Annotated in this window: 16 protein-coding genes and 1 pseudogene; 5 read left to right on the forward strand and 12 right to left on the reverse strand. The window is 58.9% G+C overall.

What is annotated here, in order from left to right; translation table 11 throughout:
- The 5 genes and pseudogenes from J3350_RS06585 to J3350_RS06605 form a co-directional block, all read right to left on the reverse strand.
- A pseudogene (locus J3350_RS06585) lies at positions 1–316 on the reverse strand (beta-methylgalactoside transporter); the annotation flags it as partial.
- 18 nt (positions 317–334) lie between these two features.
- Positions 335–1,876, reverse strand: a complete 1,542-nt coding sequence (locus J3350_RS06590) for a sugar ABC transporter ATP-binding protein (protein WP_207686102.1) — start codon at positions 1,874–1,876, stop codon at positions 335–337.
- Between the two features lie 161 nt (positions 1,877–2,037).
- Positions 2,038–3,084: a substrate-binding domain-containing protein gene (locus J3350_RS06595; RefSeq protein ID WP_055192329.1), complete on the reverse strand. Its 1,047-nt coding sequence runs from the start codon at positions 3,082–3,084 to the stop codon at positions 2,038–2,040.
- 388 nt (positions 3,085–3,472) lie between these two features.
- Positions 3,473–4,675: an AraC family transcriptional regulator gene (locus tag J3350_RS06600; RefSeq protein WP_097791448.1), complete on the reverse strand. Its 1,203-nt coding sequence runs from the start codon at positions 4,673–4,675 to the stop codon at positions 3,473–3,475.
- 143 nt (positions 4,676–4,818) lie between these two features.
- Positions 4,819–6,210 carry an MFS transporter gene (locus tag J3350_RS06605; RefSeq protein ID WP_207686104.1) on the reverse strand — a complete coding sequence of 464 codons (1,392 nt, stop codon included), beginning with the start codon at positions 6,208–6,210 and terminating at the stop codon, positions 4,819–4,821.
- 586 nt (positions 6,211–6,796) lie between these two features.
- Between J3350_RS06605 and uidA the strand changes: the two genes are divergently transcribed.
- The 3 genes from uidA to argF all read left to right on the forward strand — a co-directional run bounded on the left by uidA (position 6,797) and on the right by argF (position 10,406).
- Positions 6,797–8,623, forward strand: a complete 1,827-nt coding sequence (gene uidA / locus J3350_RS06610; protein ID WP_207686105.1) for a beta-glucuronidase — start codon at positions 6,797–6,799, stop codon at positions 8,621–8,623.
- A gap of 208 nt (positions 8,624–8,831) precedes the next feature.
- Positions 8,832–9,311, forward strand: coding sequence for a dCMP deaminase family protein (locus J3350_RS06615; protein ID WP_097791451.1), 480 nt, complete (start codon positions 8,832–8,834; stop codon positions 9,309–9,311).
- A gap of 99 nt (positions 9,312–9,410) precedes the next feature.
- Complete coding sequence (argF, locus tag J3350_RS06620) at positions 9,411–10,406, forward strand: ornithine carbamoyltransferase (protein ID WP_207686106.1); 996 nt, start codon at positions 9,411–9,413, stop codon at positions 10,404–10,406.
- A 68-nt stretch (positions 10,407–10,474) separates the two neighbouring features.
- Here argF and J3350_RS06625 read toward each other — a convergent pair whose 3' ends face one another.
- From J3350_RS06625 to J3350_RS06635, 3 genes are all read right to left on the reverse strand, one after another.
- Positions 10,475–11,074: a TVP38/TMEM64 family protein gene (locus J3350_RS06625; RefSeq protein WP_097791453.1), complete on the reverse strand. Its 600-nt coding sequence runs from the start codon at positions 11,072–11,074 to the stop codon at positions 10,475–10,477.
- A gap of 143 nt (positions 11,075–11,217) precedes the next feature.
- Complete coding sequence (locus J3350_RS06630; protein ID WP_207686107.1) at positions 11,218–12,216, reverse strand: 3'-5' exonuclease; 999 nt, start codon at positions 12,214–12,216, stop codon at positions 11,218–11,220.
- 17 nt (positions 12,217–12,233) lie between these two features.
- Positions 12,234–13,055, reverse strand: a complete 822-nt coding sequence (locus J3350_RS06635; RefSeq protein ID WP_097791455.1) for a Cof-type HAD-IIB family hydrolase — start codon at positions 13,053–13,055, stop codon at positions 12,234–12,236.
- A 440-nt stretch (positions 13,056–13,495) separates the two neighbouring features.
- Here J3350_RS06635 and J3350_RS06640 point away from each other — a divergent pair, with 440 nt between their 5' ends.
- A complete protein-coding gene (locus tag J3350_RS06640; RefSeq protein WP_255535661.1) occupies positions 13,496–13,837 on the forward strand; it encodes a CidA/LrgA family protein in 342 nt (113 codons plus the stop codon).
- Positions 13,818–14,525 (forward strand): LrgB family protein, encoded by a 708-nt coding sequence (locus J3350_RS06645; protein WP_097791456.1) that lies wholly within the window; start codon positions 13,818–13,820, stop codon positions 14,523–14,525. Before J3350_RS06640 ends, J3350_RS06645 begins: the two co-directional genes overlap by 20 nt.
- 59 nt (positions 14,526–14,584) lie before the next feature.
- Here the strand turns inward: J3350_RS06645 and J3350_RS06650 are convergent, their stop codons facing one another.
- The 4 genes from J3350_RS06650 to J3350_RS06665 form a co-directional block, all read right to left on the reverse strand.
- Positions 14,585–15,946 (reverse strand): MATE family efflux transporter, encoded by a 1,362-nt coding sequence (locus J3350_RS06650; protein ID WP_207686108.1) that lies wholly within the window; start codon positions 15,944–15,946, stop codon positions 14,585–14,587.
- Between the two features lie 208 nt (positions 15,947–16,154).
- Positions 16,155–17,207, reverse strand: coding sequence for a GGDEF domain-containing protein (locus J3350_RS06655; RefSeq protein WP_207686109.1), 1,053 nt, complete (start codon positions 17,205–17,207; stop codon positions 16,155–16,157).
- A 101-nt stretch (positions 17,208–17,308) separates the two neighbouring features.
- A complete protein-coding gene (locus tag J3350_RS06660) occupies positions 17,309–19,147 on the reverse strand; it encodes an HD-GYP domain-containing protein (RefSeq protein WP_207686110.1) in 1,839 nt (612 codons plus the stop codon).
- Between the two features lie 168 nt (positions 19,148–19,315).
- Positions 19,316–20,629: an MATE family efflux transporter gene (locus J3350_RS06665; protein WP_207686173.1), complete on the reverse strand. Its 1,314-nt coding sequence runs from the start codon at positions 20,627–20,629 to the stop codon at positions 19,316–19,318.
- Positions 20,630–20,824: the final 195 nt, after the last annotated feature.

Genomic DNA, 20,824 nt, shown 5'->3' on the forward strand with positions numbered 1-20,824 from the left:
GGGTGGGCATATTGGGGTAGAACTTACCGGCAGCGCCTTCCGTCTGCGCAAAGATGCAGGCCAGGCAGGCCGCAAAGCCAGCCAGACGACCGGCGGACAGGTCGTTGCCGGTGGTGATCAGACAGCCGGAGATGCCCAGCGCGATGATGTAGCGGATGGACACGTTCTTGAACAGGTTGATCAGGTTTGCGACTGCGAAGAAGTTGGGGTGGATGATGCCGACGATCAGAGAGACCGCAAGCATCAGGACGATGATGGCATTTTCACTCAGCCATTTTTTCACGGACTTGCCGTTCAATTTCTTGGTAGCTTCCACAATAGACAGCCTCCTTGTTTACTGATTGGCCGCTGCCGTCGTCGGTGCGGTCTCAAACTGGGTCGCCAGCGCCATGATGTTCTCCTGGGTGGCGTCCTTGCCGTCGATGAAGCCGGTGATGCGGCCATCGCACATGACCATGACACGGTTGGACATACCGATGATCTCGCTCATTTCGGAGGAGATCATGATGATGCTCTTGCCCTGTTTGGCCAGGTCGGCAATGATGCAGTAAATTTCGTACTTTGCACCGACGTCGATGCCGCGGGTGGGCTCGTCGAGGATCAGCACATCGGGGTTATTGGCCAGCCAGCGGGCGATCAGCACCTTCTGCTGGTTGCCGCCGGAAAGGCTCTTGATGGCGGTCTTGGGGCTGGGCACCTTAATGGCCATCTTTTCCTTGTTGGTGGCGACCAGATCGAGGATCTTCTTATCATCCAGCATGATGGGGCCCTTGCGCAGAGCGTCCAGCGATGCAATGGAGATGTTGTCGGCCACGCTCAGCACACCCATGATGCCGGTGGCGCGGCGGTCCTCCGTCAGCAGCGCCACGCTCTTGCGGATGGCGTCGCGGGGCTGTTTGATCTCGACGGCTTCGCCCTTGATCCACACCTTACCGGCGGTGTGGGCGCGCAGGCCGAAGATGCCCTCCATCAGCTCGGTACGCTGGGCACCGACCAGGCCGGCCACGCCCAGGATCTCGCCCTTCTTCAGCTCGAAGCTGCAATGGCGGAAGGAACGCGGGTGGATGGAGGTGAAGTCCTCCACCTTCATCATGACCTCGTCGGAGGGGTGGTTCTCCAGCGGCGGGAACAGATTGGACAGCTCACGGCCGACCATCTTGGCGATGATCTGCTCCTTGGTCATGTTGGCAACGTCCCACTTGCCGATGTAGTGGCCATCGCGCATGATGGTGACTTCGTCGGCGATGACCTTGATCTCGTCCATCTTATGGCTGATGTAGACCAGCGCAACGCCCTGCTCCTTCAGCTCGCGCATGATGCGGAACAGCGACTCGACCTCGTTCGCGGTCAGCGAGGAGGTGGGCTCGTCCAAAATCAGCACCTTGCAGTTTGCGGAGACGGCCTTTGCGATCTCCACCATCTGCATCTGTGCGATGCTCAGGCTGCCCAGCTTTGCGTGGGAGTTGATGTCCAGCTTCAGCTTCTTCAGCAGGGCATCGGTATCGGCGTACATTTTGGCATGGTCCACTATGGTGATGATACCTGCCTTCTTGGTGGGGAAGCGGCCCAGCCAGATGTTCTCAGCCACGGTACGGGCCGGGATGGGCTGCAGCTCCTGGTGCACCATCGCGATGCCGCGGTTCAGTGCTTCCAGAGGGTTGGAGATGGTGACTTTTTGTCCTTCGTATTCGATCTCGCCTTCGTCCATCTTGTAAATGCCGAACATGCACTTCATCAAAGTGGACTTGCCAGCGCCGTTTTCGCCCATCAGGGCCATGACTTTGCCGGGGCGGAGCTCCAACTGCGCGTGGTCCAGCGCTTTGACGCCGGGGAAGGTCTTGACCACGCCTTTCATTACCAGACGGTATTCTGACATTCCGCAGAGCCTCCTTGTCGTTCAAAATAAGGCACGGCACGGTTCGTTCCGAAAGGAAAGCGCGTGCGCCGAGGATCTCTCGCACGCACGCGCTTGTTAGCTTTTAGAAAGCCTCGGACTCACTGCGTACCTTGCAACCGTGAGTGGTTCTCAGCTCCGAATCAGAGGTACTGAGAAGCGTTCTCGGTGGTGACCTTCACATAGTCGACCCAGTAGTACTCTTCGACATCCTTGCCCTCAACGAACAGCTTGGTGGCGTCGGCAGCGGCGGTAGCCTGGCCAACGTCATCGTTCAGGACGGTACCGGTCATCTTGCCGTCAACAACGTTCTGGACAGCTTCCTTCAGTGCGTCAACACCGACCAGATAGATGTCCTCGCCGACCTTGCGGCCAGCCTGCTCGATGGACTGCAGAGCGCCCAGAGCCATTGCGTCGTTGTTGCAGAAGACGACTTCGATCTTGTCGCCGTACTGTGCCAGAGCGTTTGCAACGTCCTGCTGTGCGGTGGTCTGATCCCAGTTGTCCAGATACTCGTACAGGCACTCGACTTCCTTGCCGGCGTCGGTCAGAGCCTTGATGGAGTACTCGGTACGATACTGTGCATCGATGTTTTCGGGGTCGCCCTTGCACATGATGTAGGTGATCTTGCCGTCACCGTTGATATCGCCCTGGGTAGAGGTCTCCAGGATCAGCTCGCCCTGATAAGTACCGGACTGGCGTGCGTCTGCACCAACGTAGCAGCACTTGCCAGCGTAGGAATCCAGAACGGCCTTGTCAGGCTCACGGTTGATGAAGACGATCGGGGTGCCGGAGGGAGAGATGGTATCCACGATGGTCTGAGCGGAAGTGGTCTGGACGGGGTTGATGATCAGAACGTCCACACCCTGCTGCAGGAAGGTGTTGATCTGCTCGGTCTGGGTATTCTGGTCGTTCTTGCCATCGACGATGGTGACGGCATAGCCCATATCCTTCAGGTACTCTTCCAGATCGGTGCGGTACAGGGTCATGAAGTTATCAGCGAACTGATAGATGCAGACGCCAACGTTTGCGCTGCCGGTAGAAGCGGCTGCAGAAGAAGCAGCCACAGAGGAAGCAGCAGTAGAGGAGGCAGCGGTGGAGCTGGAGGAGCCGCCGCAGGCGGTCAGAACGCCAGCGGCACCCACAACAGCGGAAGCCTTCATGAAGTCACGACGCGAAATCATTTTCATAATAATGTTCTCCTTCATTCGCATATCACAGCAAAATCGAATCGTGCGCACACCGCACGTTTCGTGATTCTGTTTGTATTATAACCGTCCGCACGACCATTCGCAATAGAACAAGTTCACAAGAATCCAAGAAATCTTTTGTGCATCCTTCACAATTGCTTTTGTTGGATACAAGTTTCTTTTTGATATCAAGCACAATTTCTTTCAATTTTGCAACATGCGTCCAAATTCCATACAAAAGTCCATGAAATCTCTCAAAATAGTTACAGAGATCGTTCCGGTGTGCAACAATCCTATCCGATGCAAAAAAGCCCACTTTGCCCCGGTGCATAATCTGTACGCATCAAAAGGACAAAATGGGTCTTTTTTTCATTCTGCTGTTTCGCAGTTATTTTTCTTTATGTTCCCGGCGGTAACGGGTGGGGGTGACGCCGAGGGTCTTTTTGAAGATCTTGGTGAAGTAATTCACGTCCAGAATGCCCACTTCTTCGGCCACGGCGGCGATGCTGTGGTTGTTCTGCTCCAGCAGCTGGGCCGCGCGGTTCACACGCTGGGTGTTGATATAGTCGATGAGGGTGGTGCCGGTCTCCTGCTTGAACAGCGCCGACAGATACGACGGGCTGATGAAGCACATGGCCGCCAGGCTCTTCAGTGTCAGCGGCTCGGAGACATTCAGGTTGACGTAGTTCATCACCTTCTGGACGGCGGGCGAGAACTCCTTCAGCGAGTAGCGGCGGACATAGGCACAGTAATCCCGCACCATCTGCCACATCATCTCCTGGGGGATCTCGTCGGCCTCCTCAATGATGCGGGCGTACTTGCTGGAGATGGCGTCGATATAATAGGGGTGCACCTTGCTGGGCTCGATGGCCTTGCGCAGCAGGGTGTTGAAGACGATCATCATGTTCTTCTGCTGGTAGAGCGAGCCTTCGAACCGCCCGCCGTAGGTGAAGCGGGAGTGATGGTGCATGGCTTCGATGGCGGCTTCGTCGTCGCCGCGGCACACAGCATCAAGGATGCGGTTCTCGGATTCGTACCGCTGTTCCAGCATGGAGATGGGGATATCCTTCTGGAACTTCGGCTCGTTGAAATACCGAACGTCCGGGTGGAAGCAGAAGGGCAGAAACTCCTTCAGCTCCTTCACGACCAGATCCTCTCCCATCATCATCCCGACCAGGACCCGGATGGTCATGTAAAAATCGTTCGCCTGCAGCAGCTTGACGCCGTTGTAGTATTCCTGCACGGCATTCTCCCCGGCCTCGCCCAGGTAGCGGCGGGCCCACTTGCGGGCCTTCTCGCTGCGGGGGCCAAAGGTCCATGGCCCGACGAGGAAGACGGTGTTCTCCTCGTCCGGGATGCGGAAGAGGGCAAAATGCAGCTCAAAGGTACCCTCAACGAAGAGCAGCGTCTGCGCCGGGGTCTGTTCCAGCAGCAGCCGGCCGAACTCCTGCCAGTCGAACTGCGGGTCCAGCGAGCGGCGCAGGCCGTAGTCGAACTCTTCCAGTCCGTCGAACGGCGGCGTCACCCGCCGGGTGGGGATATTCTGTGCTGCCGCCAGTTTGGTGAGCACCTGTAATGGATCGACCCGCATGGCGTCTCCTTTCCTGTTTCATCGCATCTCATTTGATATATCAGTATACAGCATTTTTCTGCAAGAAACAAGTGGCCGAGCGCAGAAAAAGTGCCCTGCCATCCCAAGACGGCAGAGCACTTCGCTCTATGTTTTACAAAGGATTACTTGCTGTTGCGGCGCGCAGCCAGAGCCGCCACGTTCTCCTCGACCTTCTTCTTACTCAGCGGGTAGAGGAAGACCAGCGCCAGCACGATGCACACAAAGCCGATGATGGGGGCGATGCAGGCCATGTTGAAGATGCCGCGGGTGACAGCGGGGTCAAACGCAGTCGCTTCGGTGTAGCCGATGATCCCCAGCAGGGCACCGACCAGACCGGAAGAGAAGGCCTGACCCAGCTTGCGGGCGAAGGAGTAGACCGAGTAGATGGTGCCGTCCTCACGGATGCCGCTGCGGACCTCGGCGTCGTCGATGACGTCGGTGATCATAGCCCAGATGATGGTGTTGAAGAAGCCCATGCCGATATTGGCCAGGATGTAGCAGGCCACAAAGCCCCAGACGCTGGCCGGACGCCAGATCAGGCAGACCAGCCAGACCAGAGCGGAGCAGATGCTGGAGGCAACAGCCAGCTCCTTCTTACCGAACTTTGCAGCCAGCTTGGAAGCAAAGGGTGCGCAGACGATCAGCATGACCACCGTGCCCAGCAGGCTGGCAGTGGACTGTGCGGCAGCGCTGCCGTACACGTTGGGGTAAACGTAACCGGCCAGGCTCATGACGGTCAGCTGGCTCAGCAGGACAAAGATGGCCGCCACGATGATGCCCAGCAGCGCCCGGTTGGTGAAGATGCTCTTGAAGATGGCGGAAGCGCTCACCTTCTGGCTGCTTGCGGGGACCTCGACACGTTCATGGGTCAGCTTGAAGCAGACGATATAGCACAGGATGGCGCAGATGGAGAAGACGCCTGCGATGATGGTCATGCGGGAGCCGGACATCACCGTCTTGCCGTCCACGACGACATAGGCGACCATGGGCGTGGCCACGCCGATGACCATGTTGGCCAGCGTGGAACCGATGGTGCGCCAGGTGGACAGCTCCGCGCGGTCCTTGGGGTCTGCCGAGACGGCGGAAGCCATGGAGCCATAGGGGATGTTGATGGAGGTATAGAAGATGGAGCCCCACAGGATGTAGGTGATGAACAGCCAGGCCACCTTGAAGCCATAGGGCATCCCGGCCAGGCCGGACTGATAGATCAGGAAGGAAGCGATGGCCACCGGGCCGCACATCCGCTTGATCCAGGGGCGGAACTTGCCGTCCTTGGTGGGCTTGGAGTGGTCCACGATCTGGCCCATGCCCACATCGGTGAACGCATCCACAAAACGGGCGATCATCATCACCATGCCAACGATGGCGGCGTTGACGCCCATGACGTCGGTGTAGAACTTCATCAGGAAGCTCGACGACAGCAGGAAGGTGAAGTCGTTGCCGAAATCACCGAACATGTAGCCGACCTTGTCCTTCATGCCGAAGGGGGCAGCTTTCTTCATCTCATTTGCCATTGGTTTCTCCTTAGATAGATGGATTCTTGGATTCGGTTCTCCAAACGCTGTTGCAAAACACATCGAAATATGGTTCACTGCATTTCAGCTTGTATATCAGTATTATGACAAATCTTTAGCAATCATCGTTAGAAGAATTTTTAGGTGAAAACGTAAAATTTTACGATTATTGTTTGGGCACTTTGCCAATTTTTTCATAAAATATGTGGAATCTCTTTCACTACATTTTCCTTGGCGTAGTCGATTTTAACAGTTTTCGCGGCATCGCCTGCATTATAATAGGTATTCTGCCCCGGAATCGTTCAAAATTCCCCAAAAAAGTCTGGATTTATAAAAAATTTGTTCTATTCCTTTTGCAAAAAATCTGTCATACTGGATACCAGAAGATATGAGCTGCGGTATCAACCTCTCAGTCTCGCATTCGCTCGACAGCTCTCCTGATCGGAGAGCCTCTGGCGAAACCGTATCCTTTGCGGGGACTGCCAAGGCCTCCCCTATCAGGGGAGGTGGCATCGCGCAGCGATGACGGAGAGGTTTATTTCGTAGTTCAAAATGTTTTAGTATGATAAGAAATGAGGTTCCTGCAATGAACAACAAATCCCTGCTGTATCCTGTTGCTTCCACTTCCCGCCGCGTCGTCAGCCTGGACGGCATGTGGCGCTTCCGCTTCGACCCCAAGAGCGAGGGTGTCGATGCAGACTGGGCAAACGGCCTGCCGGAGTCCATCTCCATGCCCGTGCCCGCTTCCTTCTGCGACTTCTTCACCGATAAGGAATCCCGCGAGTACTGCGGCGATTTCTGGTACGAGACCGATTTCTTCGTGCCCGGCGAGTGGAGCGGTAAGGACATTGCCATCCGCTTCGGCTCTGCCACCCACCACGCCCGCGTCTTTGTGAACGGCGTCGAGGTCGCACAGCACGAGGGCGGCTTCCTGCCCTTTGACGCAGTCGTCACCGACATCGTCCGCTACAACCAGTACAACAAGCTGAGCGTCCTGCTGAACAACGAGCTGAACGAGTACATGCTGCCCGCCGGCAACACCTCTACCCTGTCCAACGGCAAAAAGGTCGCTGCCCCCTACTTCGACTTCTACAACTATGCCGGCATCCATCGCCCCGTCAAGCTGATGGCCCTGCCCGCCGAGCGCGTTCTGGACTATTCCGTCAAACACCGCCTGACTGCGGACGGCGCCGAGGTCGATTACACCGTCACCACCAACGGCAGCCACGACGTGACCGTGGAGCTGTACGACGGCACCACCAAGGTCGCTGAGGCTTCCGGCAAGGAAGGTACTCTGGTCGTCAAGGACGCCAAGCTCTGGAACGTCCATGCCGCCTACCTGTACAACATCGTCATCCGCATCCACGACGGCAGCGCCATCGTCGACGAGTACGCCGAGAAGATCGGCATCCGCACCTTCGAGATCCAGAACGGCCACTTCCTGCTGAACGGCAAGCCCGTCTACCTGCGCGGCTTCGGCAAGCACGAGGATGCAGACATCCGCGGCCGCGGCCTCGACCTGGCCACCGTCAAGCGCGATTACGAGCTGATGAAGTGGATCGGTGCCAACTGCTTCCGCACCAGCCACTACCCCTATGCGGAGGAGCTGTACCAGATGGCCGATGAGGAAGGCTTCCTCATCATCGACGAAGTCCCCGCCGTCGGCTTCATGGAGAGCACCATGAACTTCCTGGCAGCAAACCAGGGCAACGGCAAGAAGGTGGGCTGGTTCGAGAAGGACACCACGCCTCAGCTGCTGGAAAACCACAAGGACGCGCTGACCGACATGATCGACCGCGACAAGAACCACGCCTCCGTCATCGCATGGAGCATCCTGAACGAGCCCCAGTGCACCAGCGAGGGCACCGAAGCCTACTTCAAGACCCTGTTCGATCTGGCACACGAGCTTGACCCGCAGAAGCGCCCCCGCACCTACGCCATCGTCATGATGAGCCTGCCCCACAACAGCAAGGGCCAGCAGTTCGCTGACTTCATCAGCCTGAACCGCTACTACGGCTGGTACGTCATGGGCGGCATGGGCATCGTGGATGCCGAGGCCGCATTCCGCAAGGAGATGGACGGCTGGGCCAAGGTCCTGAACGGCCGCCCGATGATCTTCACCGAGTACGGTGCCGACACCATGCCCACCGAGCACAAGCTGCCCAGCGTCATGTGGAGCCAGGAGTACCAGAACGAGTACCTCGACATGAACCACAACGTCTTCGACAGCTACGACTTCGTGCAGGGCGAGCTGGTCTGGAACTTTGCAGACTTCCAGACCACCGAGGGCATCATGCGCGCCAACGGCAACAAGAAGGGCATCTTCACCCGTCAGCGTCAGCCGAAGGACGCCGCCTTCCACTTCCGCGCCCGCTGGACCAGCCTCCCGCTGGATTACAAGGGCAACAAGTAAGTTGAACCTCTCTCAAACCTTCTCATAACCATGCCAAAAGCACCCGCAGGCTCAGCGTCTGCGGGTGCTTTTTCGATTGCACTTCTTTTCTTTTTATGGTATCCTTACCTTGCGCTCCGGCCGCGAGCGCCTTTTCATTTGCAGCATAGTCGATTTTCAACGTTCTGTCAAACCGGAACAAGCCATACTTGCAAGGGAGGCTGTTTTTATGAAACGCACCGATTATATCAACTGGGATGAATATTTTATGGGCATTGCCCTGCTCACCGCCATGCGCTCCAAGGACCCCAGCAGCCAGGTGGGTGCCTGCATCGTCAGCCCGGAAAACAAGATCCTGTCACTGGGCTATAACGGTATGCCCATTGGCTGCGACGACGACGCCATGCCCTGGGACCGCGAGGGCGACCCGCTGGACACCAAATATATGTACGTCTGCCATGCCGAGCTGAATGCCATCCTGAACAGCGCCCACAACAACCTGAAGGGCGCACGGGTCTATGTGACCCTCTTCCCCTGCAACGAGTGCGCCAAAGCCATCATCCAGTCCGGCATCTCGGAGGTGGTCTACTACGGCGACAAGTACCACGACTCCGATTCCAGCGTTGCAGCACGGTTCATGTTCAAAAAGGCCGGTATCCGGCTCACCTCCTACACCCCCAGCGGGCGGAAGATCGAACTGGAGCTGTGAGCGCGCAAAGCCCTTGACCAGCGGTTTCTTCTGCTATATAATAGAAGCATCATTTCGAATAAATATTCAAGTTTTTATGAATAGAGAGGGAAATATGCAATGAGTCTGAAAAATCGGAACTTTCTGAAGCTGCTGGATTACACCCCCGCCGAGATCGAAGCGTTGCTGGATCTGGCCGCTGACCTCAAGGCCAAAAAGAAAGCCGGCATCCGCCACGATGCCCTGCGCGGCAAAAACATCGCCCTGATCTTCGAGAAGACCTCCACCCGCACCCGGTGCAGCTTTGAAGTGGCCGCCCACGATCTGGGCATGGAAGTCACCTATCTGGACCCGTCGGGCAGCCAGATCGGCAAAAAAGAGTCCATTGCAGACACCGCCCGTGTGCTGGGCCGGATGTTCGACGGCATTGAGTACCGCGGCTATGGCCAGCAGATCGTCGAGGACCTGGCCCATTATGCAGGCGTTCCCGTCTGGAACGGTCTGACCAACGAGTTCCACCCCACTCAGATTCTGGCCGACTTCCTCACCATCCGGGAGCACTTCGGCCACCTGAAGGGCATCCATTTCGTCTACTTCGGCGACGCCCGCTACAACATGGGCAACAGCCTGATGGTGGGCTGCGCCAAGATGGGCCTGCACTTCACGGCCTGCGCCCCCAAGAAGTATCAGCCAGACCCGGCGCTCATCGCCCAGTGCCAGGCCATCGCCGCCGAGACCGGCGCGACCCTGACCTTTGAGGAAGACCCCGCCAAAGCCGCCCAGGGTGCCGATGTGCTGTACACCGACGTCTGGGTCTCGATGGGCGAGCCTGTCGAGGTCTGGGCCGAGCGCATCCACGACCTGGCCCCCTACCAGATCAACAACGCGCTGATGGCGCTGGCCGGGCCGCAGGCCGTCTTCATGCACTGCCTGCCCGCCTACCACGACCACAAGACCACCGTGGGCAAAGAGATGGGCGAAAAGTTCGGCCGCGATGCCATGGAAGTCACCGACGAGGTCTTCGAAGGCCCGCAGAGCATCGTCTTCGACGAGGCCGAGAACCGGATGCACACCATCAAGGCCGTTATGGCGGCGACCTTGGGATACGAAGGATAACGACCCATTTGCACAAAAAACGCTCTCTTGCCGTCGGCAAGGGAGCGTTTTTATCGTTTCATCGTTTCTTACAGATCATGTTTTTTGCAGAACCGCTTGCTGCCCCAGTACATCGCGCCCCAGATGACGACGGCGAGGACAAGGTAGACCGGGTTCTTCATCGAACTGACGAGGGACTGGCCAAAGAGGGCCATCATGGCCACCATCACACCCTTGCCCAGCAGCATGGTGATGAGGTAGCGTTTTTCGTCAAAATCCGAGATGCCGAAGGCAAAGTGCATGAAGGACGAAGGGGTGAACGGAAGCACCGACAGCATGAACAGGGACGAAACATCGAACCGGCTGACCCACTGCTCAGCTTTTTCCAGCTTCTGGGAACGGCTGGCGAACTTCCAGAAGAACTGTTTGAGCACCCGCCGCCAGAACAGGAACATCAGGGTGCCGCCCAGCATGACGCCCACCCAGCTGTACACAAAGCCGAAAAGGCCGCCGTGGGCCGCCACATTCAGCGCCACGATGGCGATGAGGGGCAGCGGCGGAAAAAACGACTCCACCATTGCCAGAAAGATGGGCGCAAGGGGGCCGAGGTCTCCGAAGCCGTCCAGTAATGTCTGCCAGAATTCCAGCGTTCCCAGCTGGTGCACAAAGCTGATCAGGGTGCTTTCCATCGTGTGTTCCTTCCCTCTCGTTTCTCTTAGTATATCCAGAACTTATGAATGTGCGATGAAGAAATTCTACATTTTCTTCGCTTTTTCGTCTGCGCTATACTTTGCTATACGAAATGGGGTGCGGTTTTCCTGCACGATCGGTCTCAGGCTTTTTCCCCGGCCTGTTTTTCGGCGCGGGCCTTCATCCGCTCGATCTGCTGGGTGCGCTGCTTGTCCCAGCGGGCCAGCGCCTCGGCATCCGGGACCTGCACACAGCGGGCAAAGCTCCAGTGCAGGCCGTCCCGCCGGGCCAGCTTGTACCGCTGGAAGACGCCCTTGCCCGCCTCGCTGGCCGTTCCGGCACAGTGGGGGCACTGGGCCAGCGTGTACCAGCTGTTGCTGCCCTTTTTCAGCCAGATCTCGTCCGACGCAAGGTCGGCTCCGCAGGCCGGGCACTGGGCCGTGCTGATGATGGGGTCGATCCGCCAGGTGTACGGCTCCACATAGCCGCGGAAGACGCGGAAATCCCGGTAGTCGCCGGGCTTCGGGCAGAGGCTCTGGCGCAGGGCCTGCTCCTCGCTGGGGTAGGCGGCCAGCCCCTCCCGCAGGTCGAGCTTGCGGCAGACATCGGCGGTGTAGAGGGTATCGGACAATGCGTCGTGGAAGGGGCGGTCCATCGGAATGCCCATCCGGGTGACGACGCTTTCCAGCGTCATGCCCTCGCCTTCCTTGCGGGGATGCTCCCGCAGAAAGACCTGCTGCAGGTCGTACCACACCGTGGGGCGGCTCTCGTCCAGATTGCACAGGAACAGATTCTGCTTGAGCACCGGCACATCGTCCATGCCCCACTCGGCGAACTCGGCGTCCGGGCCGCACCACTGCATGAAACGGCGCAGGCCCTGCACGATGGGAGCGCCGTTGTCCAGGTCTTCCTGCGTCAGGCCGGTGACCTTGGCGATGTGGTGCTGCAATTTGCGGAAGATGCGGGGGCGCAGATGGATGGAGAAGGTATCGAGGACGTTGGCGTCTTCGTCGATCTTCACCGCGCCGATCTCGATGATCTCGCCCCGGAAGGTCTGCTGCACCCCATGATAGTTGAACGTATACGGCTGGTAGCCGATGTTCCATTCCAAATCAAATAAAACCAGATTGCGCTGCGGCATTCGTGTGTCCTGTCCTCTCACTGTAAAATGAATTTCTCAATGGCCTCGGCGACGCCGTCGTGGTTGTTGTCGGCGGCGGTCACGTAGTCGGCGACCTCCTTCACGGTGTCTTCGGCGTTCTGCATGGCGACACCCACGCCTGCAAAGTCGATCATCGAGCGGTCGTTCAGACCGTCGCCACAGGCCATCAGGTTCTCGCGGGTCAGGCCCATGCGCTCCAGCAGAGCGCCCAGGCTGACGTCCTTCATCACGCCCAGCGGCACGGCCTCGATGAAGAAGGGGCTGGAGGGGTAGATGTCGATCTTGCCCTCAAACTGCTGTCGGCCTGCGGCGCAGACGGCATCGCGGCGGGCGGGGTCCACGGTGAGGAGCATCTTGCAGATGGGGTAATCCACATAGGAAGCCAGATCGTCCACATGGTACATCTCCAGCTTGGTGGTCACACACTCCTTCCGGGCCCAGGGGTCCTGGTCGCGCTCACAGACGATGCCGCGGGAGTCGTAGGTCAGGAGCGCGACGTCCTGCTCTGCCGCAAACCGGCACAGCTGGGGCACGAACTCCGGGGCCAGCAGCTTCTGATACAGGGCCGCACCGGTGGCGCAGTCCACGATCTTTCCGCCGTTGTAGGCCAGGATGCAGCCGCCCTTTTTGTCCAGCCCCAGTTCCTTTGCCAGCGGAGTGATGCCCGCCGTAGGCCGGCCGGAAGCCAGCACGATGGTCACGCCCTGCGCCGCTGCTGCGTCCAGCGCCGCGCGGGTGCGGGGGGTAACGATCTTTTCATCATTGGTCAGGGTGCCGTCCAGATCCAGCGCCAGCACCCGAATTTTCGATCCGTTCATTTCGATTCCTCACTTTGGGGCGCATCCGCCCGCTGTGTCGTATTTTTCGGTAACGTGTTTATTGTACAATGAACGCCCCACCCAGCGCAACCCTCCGGCGGGCATTTACACAAATTTTTTCGGAAAAAGGCAGTGTTCCATTCCCGGCCGGTTTTCTCATTTTCCGCCAAACCCTCAGAACATCCAGTTTTTTGTCGGTTCGACATAAATTCTTAGCAAGTATTGCCGTTGCGCCGCCGGGGCTTTTGGGCTATACTGTTACACTGACCGTCACAAATAAACGCGCGGCCCGGCGTCTTCCGGGCTTCGTTTGACCGGCCCGCCCTGCCAGAGGCCCATTCTCCGGCAGAGCTGTCCCGAAGGGGCTGCGCGGGCGCGATGAAGGGGGATTTTTTACGAAGTATCTGTTTCAGTTCGCACGCATCCTTGCGTTCTGTTTTCTGGGCGAGTTCTGCCACGCTGTTCTGCCGCTGCCCATCCCGGCCAGCATCTACGGCCTGGTCCTGCTGCTGGCTGCCCTGCTGCTGGGCCTCGTCCAGCTGGACGATGTGAAGGAGGTCGGCCTGTTCCTGACCGGCATCTTCCCGCTGCTGTTCGTGCCCGCCGCGGCCGGTGTCATGGAGCTGTGGGCCGAGATGGGCAGCATGCTGCTGCCCATCGTCATCGCCATCATCCCGGTCACGGTGCTGGTGCTGGTGACATCCGGCCACACCACCCAGGCGCTCACCCGCCGCAAGCAGAGCAAAAAGGAGGCTGCCGCAAATGACACAGCTGCTGAATGAGTTTCTTTCCTCGTCCTCGGCGTGGGGCGTTCTGCTCACGCTGGCGGCCTTTGCACTGGGCACCCTCATCAACCGGGTAACGGGCAAGGCCGTCTTCAACCCGCTGCTGCTGGGCAGCATCTTCGTCATCATCCTGCTCAGTGTGCTGAACATCTCCTACGCGGATTACAAAGTCAGCGCCGCGCCGGTCAGCTATCTGCTGCTGCCCGCCACCATCAGCCTGGCCATCCCGCTGTATGAAAAGTGGGACCTGCTCAAGGAGAACGCCGCCGCCATCATCGCGGGCATCTCGGTGGGCACCCTGGTCAGTCTGGGCAGCGCGCTGGCTCTGGCCGTGGCCATGGGCCTGACCCGTGAGCAGTATGTGACCCTGCTGCCCAAGTCCGTCACCACTGCCATCAGCATGGACGTCGCCGCTGAGCTGGGCGGCATCGCGGCCCTGACCGGCGCCATCGTCATCCTGACCGGCATCGCGGGCAACCTGCTGGCCGAGACGGTCTGCAAGGTGTTCCACATCACCGACCCCATCGCCAAGGGCGTGGGCATCGGCACCTCGGCCCATGCCGTCGGCACCAGCAAAGCCCTGCAGATGGGCGAAGTCGAAGGCGCGATGAGCGGCCTGTCCATCGCGGTGGCCGGTGTGCTCACCGCTGTGCTCTGCCCCGTCTTTGTGAATTTTATCAACTGAGTTTTCCACAAAAAAGCGCTCCGCAGTGCAAAACCGCGGAGCGCTTTTTTGATTTTGGTTTATGCCGCCCGGCTCTCCTTTTTCAGCACCCGTGTGACCATAAACACGCAATAGCACAGGGCAAAGCCCCAGGCGAGGGGGTTCGAGATGCAGATGCCGAGGTAGCCCAGCTGGTGCACGGCCAGCCAGCCGCCGAGGGCGCGGCCGATGAGCTCGCCCACGCCGGAGATGACGGCCTGTACGCTGTAGCCGAGGCCCTGCAGCGTGTAGCGGAAGATCATCAGGAAGCCCAGCAAAACGAACAACACACTGATGACCGTCAGGTACTCCACCGCACCGTTGAAGATGGCCGGTTCGGCATCGCCCAGCACCAGGCCCACGGCCCAGCGCTTGACCAGGAAGACCGCGACCCATGCGATGGCGCTGTAGCCTGCCTGGATGATGCAGCCGTCCCGGATGCCCTGTCGGACGCGGTCGGTGCGGCCCGCACCGTGGTTCTGGCCCACATAAGTCGCTATGGCCATGCCGACGCTCTCCATGGGCAGGGTGAACATCTGGCGGATCTTCTCACCGGCAGTCTGCGCGGCCACAGCCACGCTGCCCAGCTGGTTGATGGCGTCCTGCATGATGACGGCGCCGATGGCCGAGACCGAATACTCAAAACCCATCGGGAAGCCGATGTAGGCCAGCCGCTTGCAGTGCCTGCCGGAAAGGACGCAGTTTTCTCTGGTGAAGTGGATGTCCTCCACTTTGGTGAAGAACCACCAGGTGCAGAGGATGCCGCTGACGAGCTGGCTGATCACCGTCGCGATGGCCGCGCCCTTGACGCCCATGCCCAGCGGCACGATGAACAGCACGTCCAGCGCAATGTTCAGGAAGCTGGACACCAGCAGGAAGTAGAACGGATGCTTCGAGTCGCCCAGACTGCGCAGAACGGTGGACGAATAGTTGTACAGCACCGTCGCCGGGATGCCCAGGAAGATGATGCGGATGTAGTGCACGGCATTCTCCAGCAGCTCCGCCGGGGTGTGGATGAGCTTCAGCAGCGGGGCCGCAACAAGAGTCGTGCCCACCGCAAAGACCAGACTCATCACCACGCAGAGCACGGCACCGTTGAACAGGTACTTGTGCAGATCATCCCGGTCCTTTGCGCCGAAGCTCTCGGCCACCGGGATGCCGAAGCCGTTGCAGGTGGCCAGCACGAAGCCCACGATCATAAAATTCAGCGAGTGGGTCGTGCCCACCGCGCCCAGCGCATCGGTGCCGATGCAGCGTCCCACGATGATCGTGTCCACAAAGCTGTACAGCTGCTGGAACAGCGTTCCCAGCACCAGCGGCAGGGCGAACTGCAAAATGCGGGTCAGCGGCCGGCCGACGGTCAGGTCGGTGGTGCCGGAACCCTTTTTCCTTGTTTCCTCCATAAAATGCTCCTCCAAGGTCTGTGATAGGGCCAGTATAGCGCATTCTGCCCAAAAAGCGTTAGGCTTTTTTTATGAGAAACCCAGACGAATTTTGGATGAGATACAAAACGGGAGCCTTCCGCACCGTGCACGAAAGGCTCCCGTCCTCTTTCATAGAGAAACCCTCTCCGGCATTGCGAAGCAATGACGGAGAGGGTTTTATCCTTTTTTACCCGTGCGGGATGCCGCGGCGGCGGTAGTGTTCTTCCTTGTCGTCGTACATGCGGCTCTCGGCCTGCTTGATGAGGGCTTCGAGCTGGATGCCGCCGGCGCTGCAAGTAGCGCAGCCCACGGCGACCGAATAGCCGTTGGCCTCCACATTGGCCACGAGCTGGCTTATCCGTTCCCGCACCGTGCGGGGCGGCTCGTCCACCACAAAGGCCACGAATTCGTCGCCGCCGATGCGATAGCTGTCCTTGATGCCGAACTGCCGGACCATCTCCTGAGCCACCGTCTTGAGCATGACGTCGCCTGCATTGTGGCCCTTGGTGTTGTTCAGCTCGTGCAGGCCGTTCACATCCACATAGACACAGCTCAGGGTGTTGGAGCAGCGCAGCGGATATTCGTTCATGTGGTTCTCGTAGGCGTTGCGGTTGGGGATCTGGGTGTTCAGGTCGGTCTCTGCGATGACCTTCAGCTTGCAGCGCGCAACGACATTGTCCGTCAGGACGCGGATATAGTATGTGGAAAGCACACAGCCCATCAGCCCGAACAGGACGGCATTGAATACATCCATGGGCACGAGGGCCGGGTCTTTGAAGGTCACAGAACAGCCGATGAACAGCGCTTCATAGATCACCGTGCGCAGGATGTTCCCGATGGCCGGGCGGGTGAACAGCATGGGCAGCACCACCGCAACGACATGGAAGCAGATGGCCGGTTCATCCGGGTAGGCGAAGCAGCCCAGATAGAGGCTCAGCAGATAGCAGCTGCCCAGAAAACTGTCCGCACAGATGGAAAGGGCGATGTTGCTGTTCTGGCAGCTCTGCACCGTGCACAGCAGCACCAGCGCACAGGCCAGCGCAATGATGTAGGCGATGAAGCCGCCTGCCAGCGATTTGACGGCGCAGCACACCGCCAGCGCTATGAGCAGGAATACAATCTCCACGGTGAGAAAGAAGAAGAGCTTTTCCAGGTTTTCCTTCCGGATCTCGTCCCGGCAGTTCCGGTAGACATCCGGCATCGCGCCGCCATAAAACAGGAGATTGCGCAGTTTTTCCATTGGCCTTTCCTCCTCAGCGTGCGGTTTCGCAGTTTTCTATGCACTCTTACCAGTTATTGTATCACACAGAAGAAAGAAATGGAAGTTTTTATCTTGTTTTTTTATTCCGCAGCGTGGTATGCGTGCAGATAGACCTTTTTTCGCTCGGCATCCAGCTTTTGGGCCAGCACTTTGCAGAAGGTCTCGTCCCGGAACAGCGCCACCACGTCCGGTGCATAGCGGGTGCCGCTCTGGGCCTGCAGCTCCCCCACCAGTGTGCGCAGGGGCTTGGCCCGGTTGTAGCAGCGCCCGATGTTGTCGGTGGCGGCATCCAGCGAGTCCGCCACGGTCAGCACATCCACGATGCCCTTGATGTCCTGCGGGCAGGGCGGCACATCTCTGGGGTAGCCGCCTTGTCCGTTGTAGAAGCAGTGGTGATAGAGCGCCGCCGGGGCCAGATGCTCTTCGTACCCGGCCTCCCGCAGCAGACTGCAGCCAATGACCGGGTGGCTCTGGATGCAGCAGAATTCTTCCTCCAGCAGGCTGCGGCTGTTGGTGTCGATGTACATGATGACCGCGCTCTTGCCCACATCGTGGTACAGGCCGCATTCATAGGCGGTCTGCAGCAGCTCCGGCTTCCGGGCCTGCACTTCGGCTGCGGTCTTGCAGCCCAGCAGGCCGATGAGGGCGGCGGGATTGGTCTCTACCATCCGCCGGAGCAGCACTCTGGTCAGGTGCGCCACCATCGTGGAGTGCACATAGGTCGGCTTGTGGCCGGAGAGAATGCTCTCCAGGATCTTGCGGTTGTCTATTTCCTTGGTATCCGACTGCGCCGTGATGAGTTCCCGGATGGCAACGCTGGCCACGCGGGGGTATTCATTGCCCGGCATCTCGTCCAGATACCGGTGGGCCGCCGCCCGCTCCTTTGCAATGCGGTCAGCCAGCTCGGCGCGGTCCTGCTCGCTCAAAAATGCTTCATAATAAAAGAGATAGGCCGCACCGGTCAGGTTGCGATTGATGCCGTCCGGCGAATAATCCTGTTCGCCGGTCTGGCCGATGATCTCCAGCAGATCTTCCACGACAGCGCGGGCCGTGCCTTTTCCGGCATGGTAGAGTGCCGCATGGTAAAAGTAGCTCACTCGCCAGTTCTGCTGGCGGGATTCCTCTCCTGCGTTCTTTTTCTGATGCTCGTAGACATAGGAGGCCGACCGCAGCACCCGCTCTGCGACCTCAGGGTCCTTGCAATGGCGCAGATAGGCCATCAGGGTTATCTGGTCCAGGTGCATGGAATAGGTGAACCGTGCCCAGGGGATGTCCGGGTCCAGCTCCTGGTAATAGGGCGATGTGATGATGCCCATCGCCAGGTCGAACAGTTCCATATACCGATGGCAATCCTCTTTCGTCTTGCGCGAGACCTCCAGCCGGATGTTGCCCACACACCGGATGATGTACTGCCGGGTCTCCTTGTCCAGCTCTTCATACCGGGCAATGTAGTTGGCCCCCTCCAGAAAGAAAGCATGGATGCGCGGCCACAGCAGGTTGACGTCGTGGTCCTCATCCCGCACATTGATATAGTGCAGGGTGATGCCGTTGTAGTACAGCTCCCGGACGATCATGGGGACATCGTCGCGGAAGCGGGCCGCCTTCAGCAGCAGCTCGTGGATCTTGTAGGCCACGCCGCAGTCCTCGCTGTTGGCATAGTTGAACAGCCTGCCCGCCGCCTCTTCCAGCTCGGCGATGTCGCTGTCGGACAACGTTTTCGCATCCCGCGTGTAGACCAGCTCCCCCAGCAGGGCGTTGTTCTCCTTCATCAGGTCGAAGCAGCGCACCGCGTTGCCCTGAATCGCCTCCAGCAGGAATTCCGGAGCCGTTTCCGGCGGGAACTGCGGGCGGGAGAGGGTCCGCACCCGGCGAAGATTCTGGATATAGCGCTCCCATTTCTGCCGATTCGACTCTTCCATCCGGACGCATCCCCTTTCCGCTCAAAACTGGAACCTTTTTGTAAACGTTTCAGGTTTTATTATACGGTACATTCGTGGAAAAAGCAATCAAATCCGACCAATTGTTACCCCCCCCGACAAAAAATTTTACGTTTTTTGAGCGGAAGTGGAAGATTTTTCCTCATTATTTTAAGTTTCCAGCCAGTTTGCTTTCCATGCGTAACCCACCATCATCAACGCACCCAGCCCCCACGAGACGGGATACAGCAGGAAGATGCCGTCGATGCTGGAAAAGAAGGGCAGCACCCACTGGATCCACCCGATGCGGAACACACACAGCGAGACCAGCAGCACCACCATGGGCGGAATGGTCTTGCCGGTGCCGCGCACGGTGCCCGCCAGACCATGCAGGATACTCAGCTCCCAGTAGAAGGGGCAGAAGTAGTGCATGGCTGTGCAGCCAAAGGCGACGACGTCCTCTTCGTGGGTGAACAGGTGCATGATGGGGTCCTGGAAGGCCAGCAGCAGCACACCGGTGAGGATGGTGTAGATGACGCCCATGCCCAGCGTGACCCACAGGCTCTTCTTCACGCGGTCGAGCTTGCCCGCACCGAAGTTCTGCCCCACGAAGGTGGTGGCCGCCATGCTGAAGCTCATGATGGGCAGGATGTTGAAGCCGTCCACCTTCATATAGGCCGCGAACCCGGCCATGGCGGCGGCACCATAGCCGTTGACGCTGGCCTGCACCAGAATGTTGGACAGCGAGATGACCATATTCTGGATGCCGGTGGGCAGGCCCACCTTGATGATGCGGACGGCCATTTTGCCGTGCACCCGGATCTCTCTGGCCGTCACGCGGTAGTCGTCCTGGACCCGCATCAGAAAGCGCAGCGCCAGCACACAGGAAACCAGCTGGCTGATGTCGGTGGCGATGGCCGCACCGGCCACACCCATCCGCAGCCCCGCGATGAGCACGAGGTCGAGGAGGATGTTCGTGCCCGATGCGATGCCCAGATAGAGCAGCGACCGCTGGGAGTTGCCCGCCGCATTCAGGATGCCCGCCGCCATGTTGTACACGACGCTGAACAGCACACCGCCGAAGTAGATCTGTATATAGGTCACCGCGTCCTCCAGCACCTCCGCCGGGGTATCCATGGCCGTAAGCAGGGCACGGCTGACGAGGATGCCGCCGATGGTCAGGATGAGGCCCAGAAGCACGGCCAGCGCCAGCGCGGTATGCACGGCCCGCTGCGCATCCTCGCGGTCCTTCGCGCCAAGATACTGCGCCACCACGACGCCCGCACCCACTGCGATGCCCTGACTGAAGCCGATGAGCAGGAAGATGGGCGAGCCGCTGGAGCCGACGGCTGCCAGCGCATTGCTGCCCACAAAGTTGCCGACGATGATGGAGTCGGCGGTGTTGTACAGCTGCTGAAGCAGGTTGCCCAGGATCAGCGGCACGGAAAACAGCAGGATGCTCTTCCAGATGCTGCCCTCCGTCATCAAACGGGTCTTTTTCTTCTGCGGTTCTAAAACGGTTGCTGCCACGATGTTCCTCCTGAAGTATCTTGCTTTACTTAATAAGTACCAAATAATTTAATCTTACAACCATTGGCCGCACTTGTCAAACAAAAGCAGAAAAAACAGGAAGACCGGCCCTCCGCTGCTTGCAGAAGGTCGGTCTTCCTCTCGTGCTTC

The sequence above is a fragment of the Faecalibacterium sp. Marseille-Q3530 genome, from assembly GCF_017377625.1.
GTDB lineage: Bacteria > Bacillota > Clostridia > Oscillospirales > Ruminococcaceae > Faecalibacterium > Faecalibacterium prausnitzii_E.

What these genes read in the sequence shown, in the direction of transcription:
- J3350_RS06590 (WP_207686102.1), bottom strand. Translation starts at nt 1,876, where the DNA reads ATGTCAGAATACCGTCTGGTAATGAAAGGCGTGGTCAAGACCTTCCCC.
- J3350_RS06595 (WP_055192329.1), bottom strand. Translation starts at nt 3,084, where the DNA reads ATGAAAATGATTTCGCGTCGTGACTTCATGAAGGCTTCCGCTGTTGTG.
- J3350_RS06600 (WP_097791448.1), bottom strand. Translation starts at nt 4,675, where the DNA reads ATGCGGGTCGATCCATTACAGGTGCTCACCAAACTGGCGGCAGCACAG.
- J3350_RS06605 (WP_207686104.1), bottom strand. Translation starts at nt 6,210, where the DNA reads ATGGCAAATGAGATGAAGAAAGCTGCCCCCTTCGGCATGAAGGACAAG.
- uidA (WP_207686105.1), top strand. Translation starts at nt 6,797, where the DNA reads ATGAACAACAAATCCCTGCTGTATCCTGTTGCTTCCACTTCCCGCCGC.
- J3350_RS06615 (WP_097791451.1), top strand. Translation starts at nt 8,832, where the DNA reads ATGAAACGCACCGATTATATCAACTGGGATGAATATTTTATGGGCATT.
- argF (WP_207686106.1), top strand. Translation starts at nt 9,411, where the DNA reads ATGAGTCTGAAAAATCGGAACTTTCTGAAGCTGCTGGATTACACCCCC.
- J3350_RS06625 (WP_097791453.1), bottom strand. Translation starts at nt 11,074, where the DNA reads ATGGAAAGCACCCTGATCAGCTTTGTGCACCAGCTGGGAACGCTGGAA.
- J3350_RS06630 (WP_207686107.1), bottom strand. Translation starts at nt 12,216, where the DNA reads ATGCCGCAGCGCAATCTGGTTTTATTTGATTTGGAATGGAACATCGGC.
- J3350_RS06635 (WP_097791455.1), bottom strand. Translation starts at nt 13,055, where the DNA reads ATGAACGGATCGAAAATTCGGGTGCTGGCGCTGGATCTGGACGGCACC.
- J3350_RS06645 (WP_097791456.1), top strand. Translation starts at nt 13,818, where the DNA reads ATGACACAGCTGCTGAATGAGTTTCTTTCCTCGTCCTCGGCGTGGGGC.
- J3350_RS06650 (WP_207686108.1), bottom strand. Translation starts at nt 15,946, where the DNA reads ATGGAGGAAACAAGGAAAAAGGGTTCCGGCACCACCGACCTGACCGTC.
- J3350_RS06655 (WP_207686109.1), bottom strand. Translation starts at nt 17,207, where the DNA reads ATGGAAAAACTGCGCAATCTCCTGTTTTATGGCGGCGCGATGCCGGAT.
- J3350_RS06660 (WP_207686110.1), bottom strand. Translation starts at nt 19,147, where the DNA reads ATGGAAGAGTCGAATCGGCAGAAATGGGAGCGCTATATCCAGAATCTT.
- J3350_RS06665 (WP_207686173.1), bottom strand. Translation starts at nt 20,629, where the DNA reads ATGACGGAGGGCAGCATCTGGAAGAGCATCCTGCTGTTTTCCGTGCCG.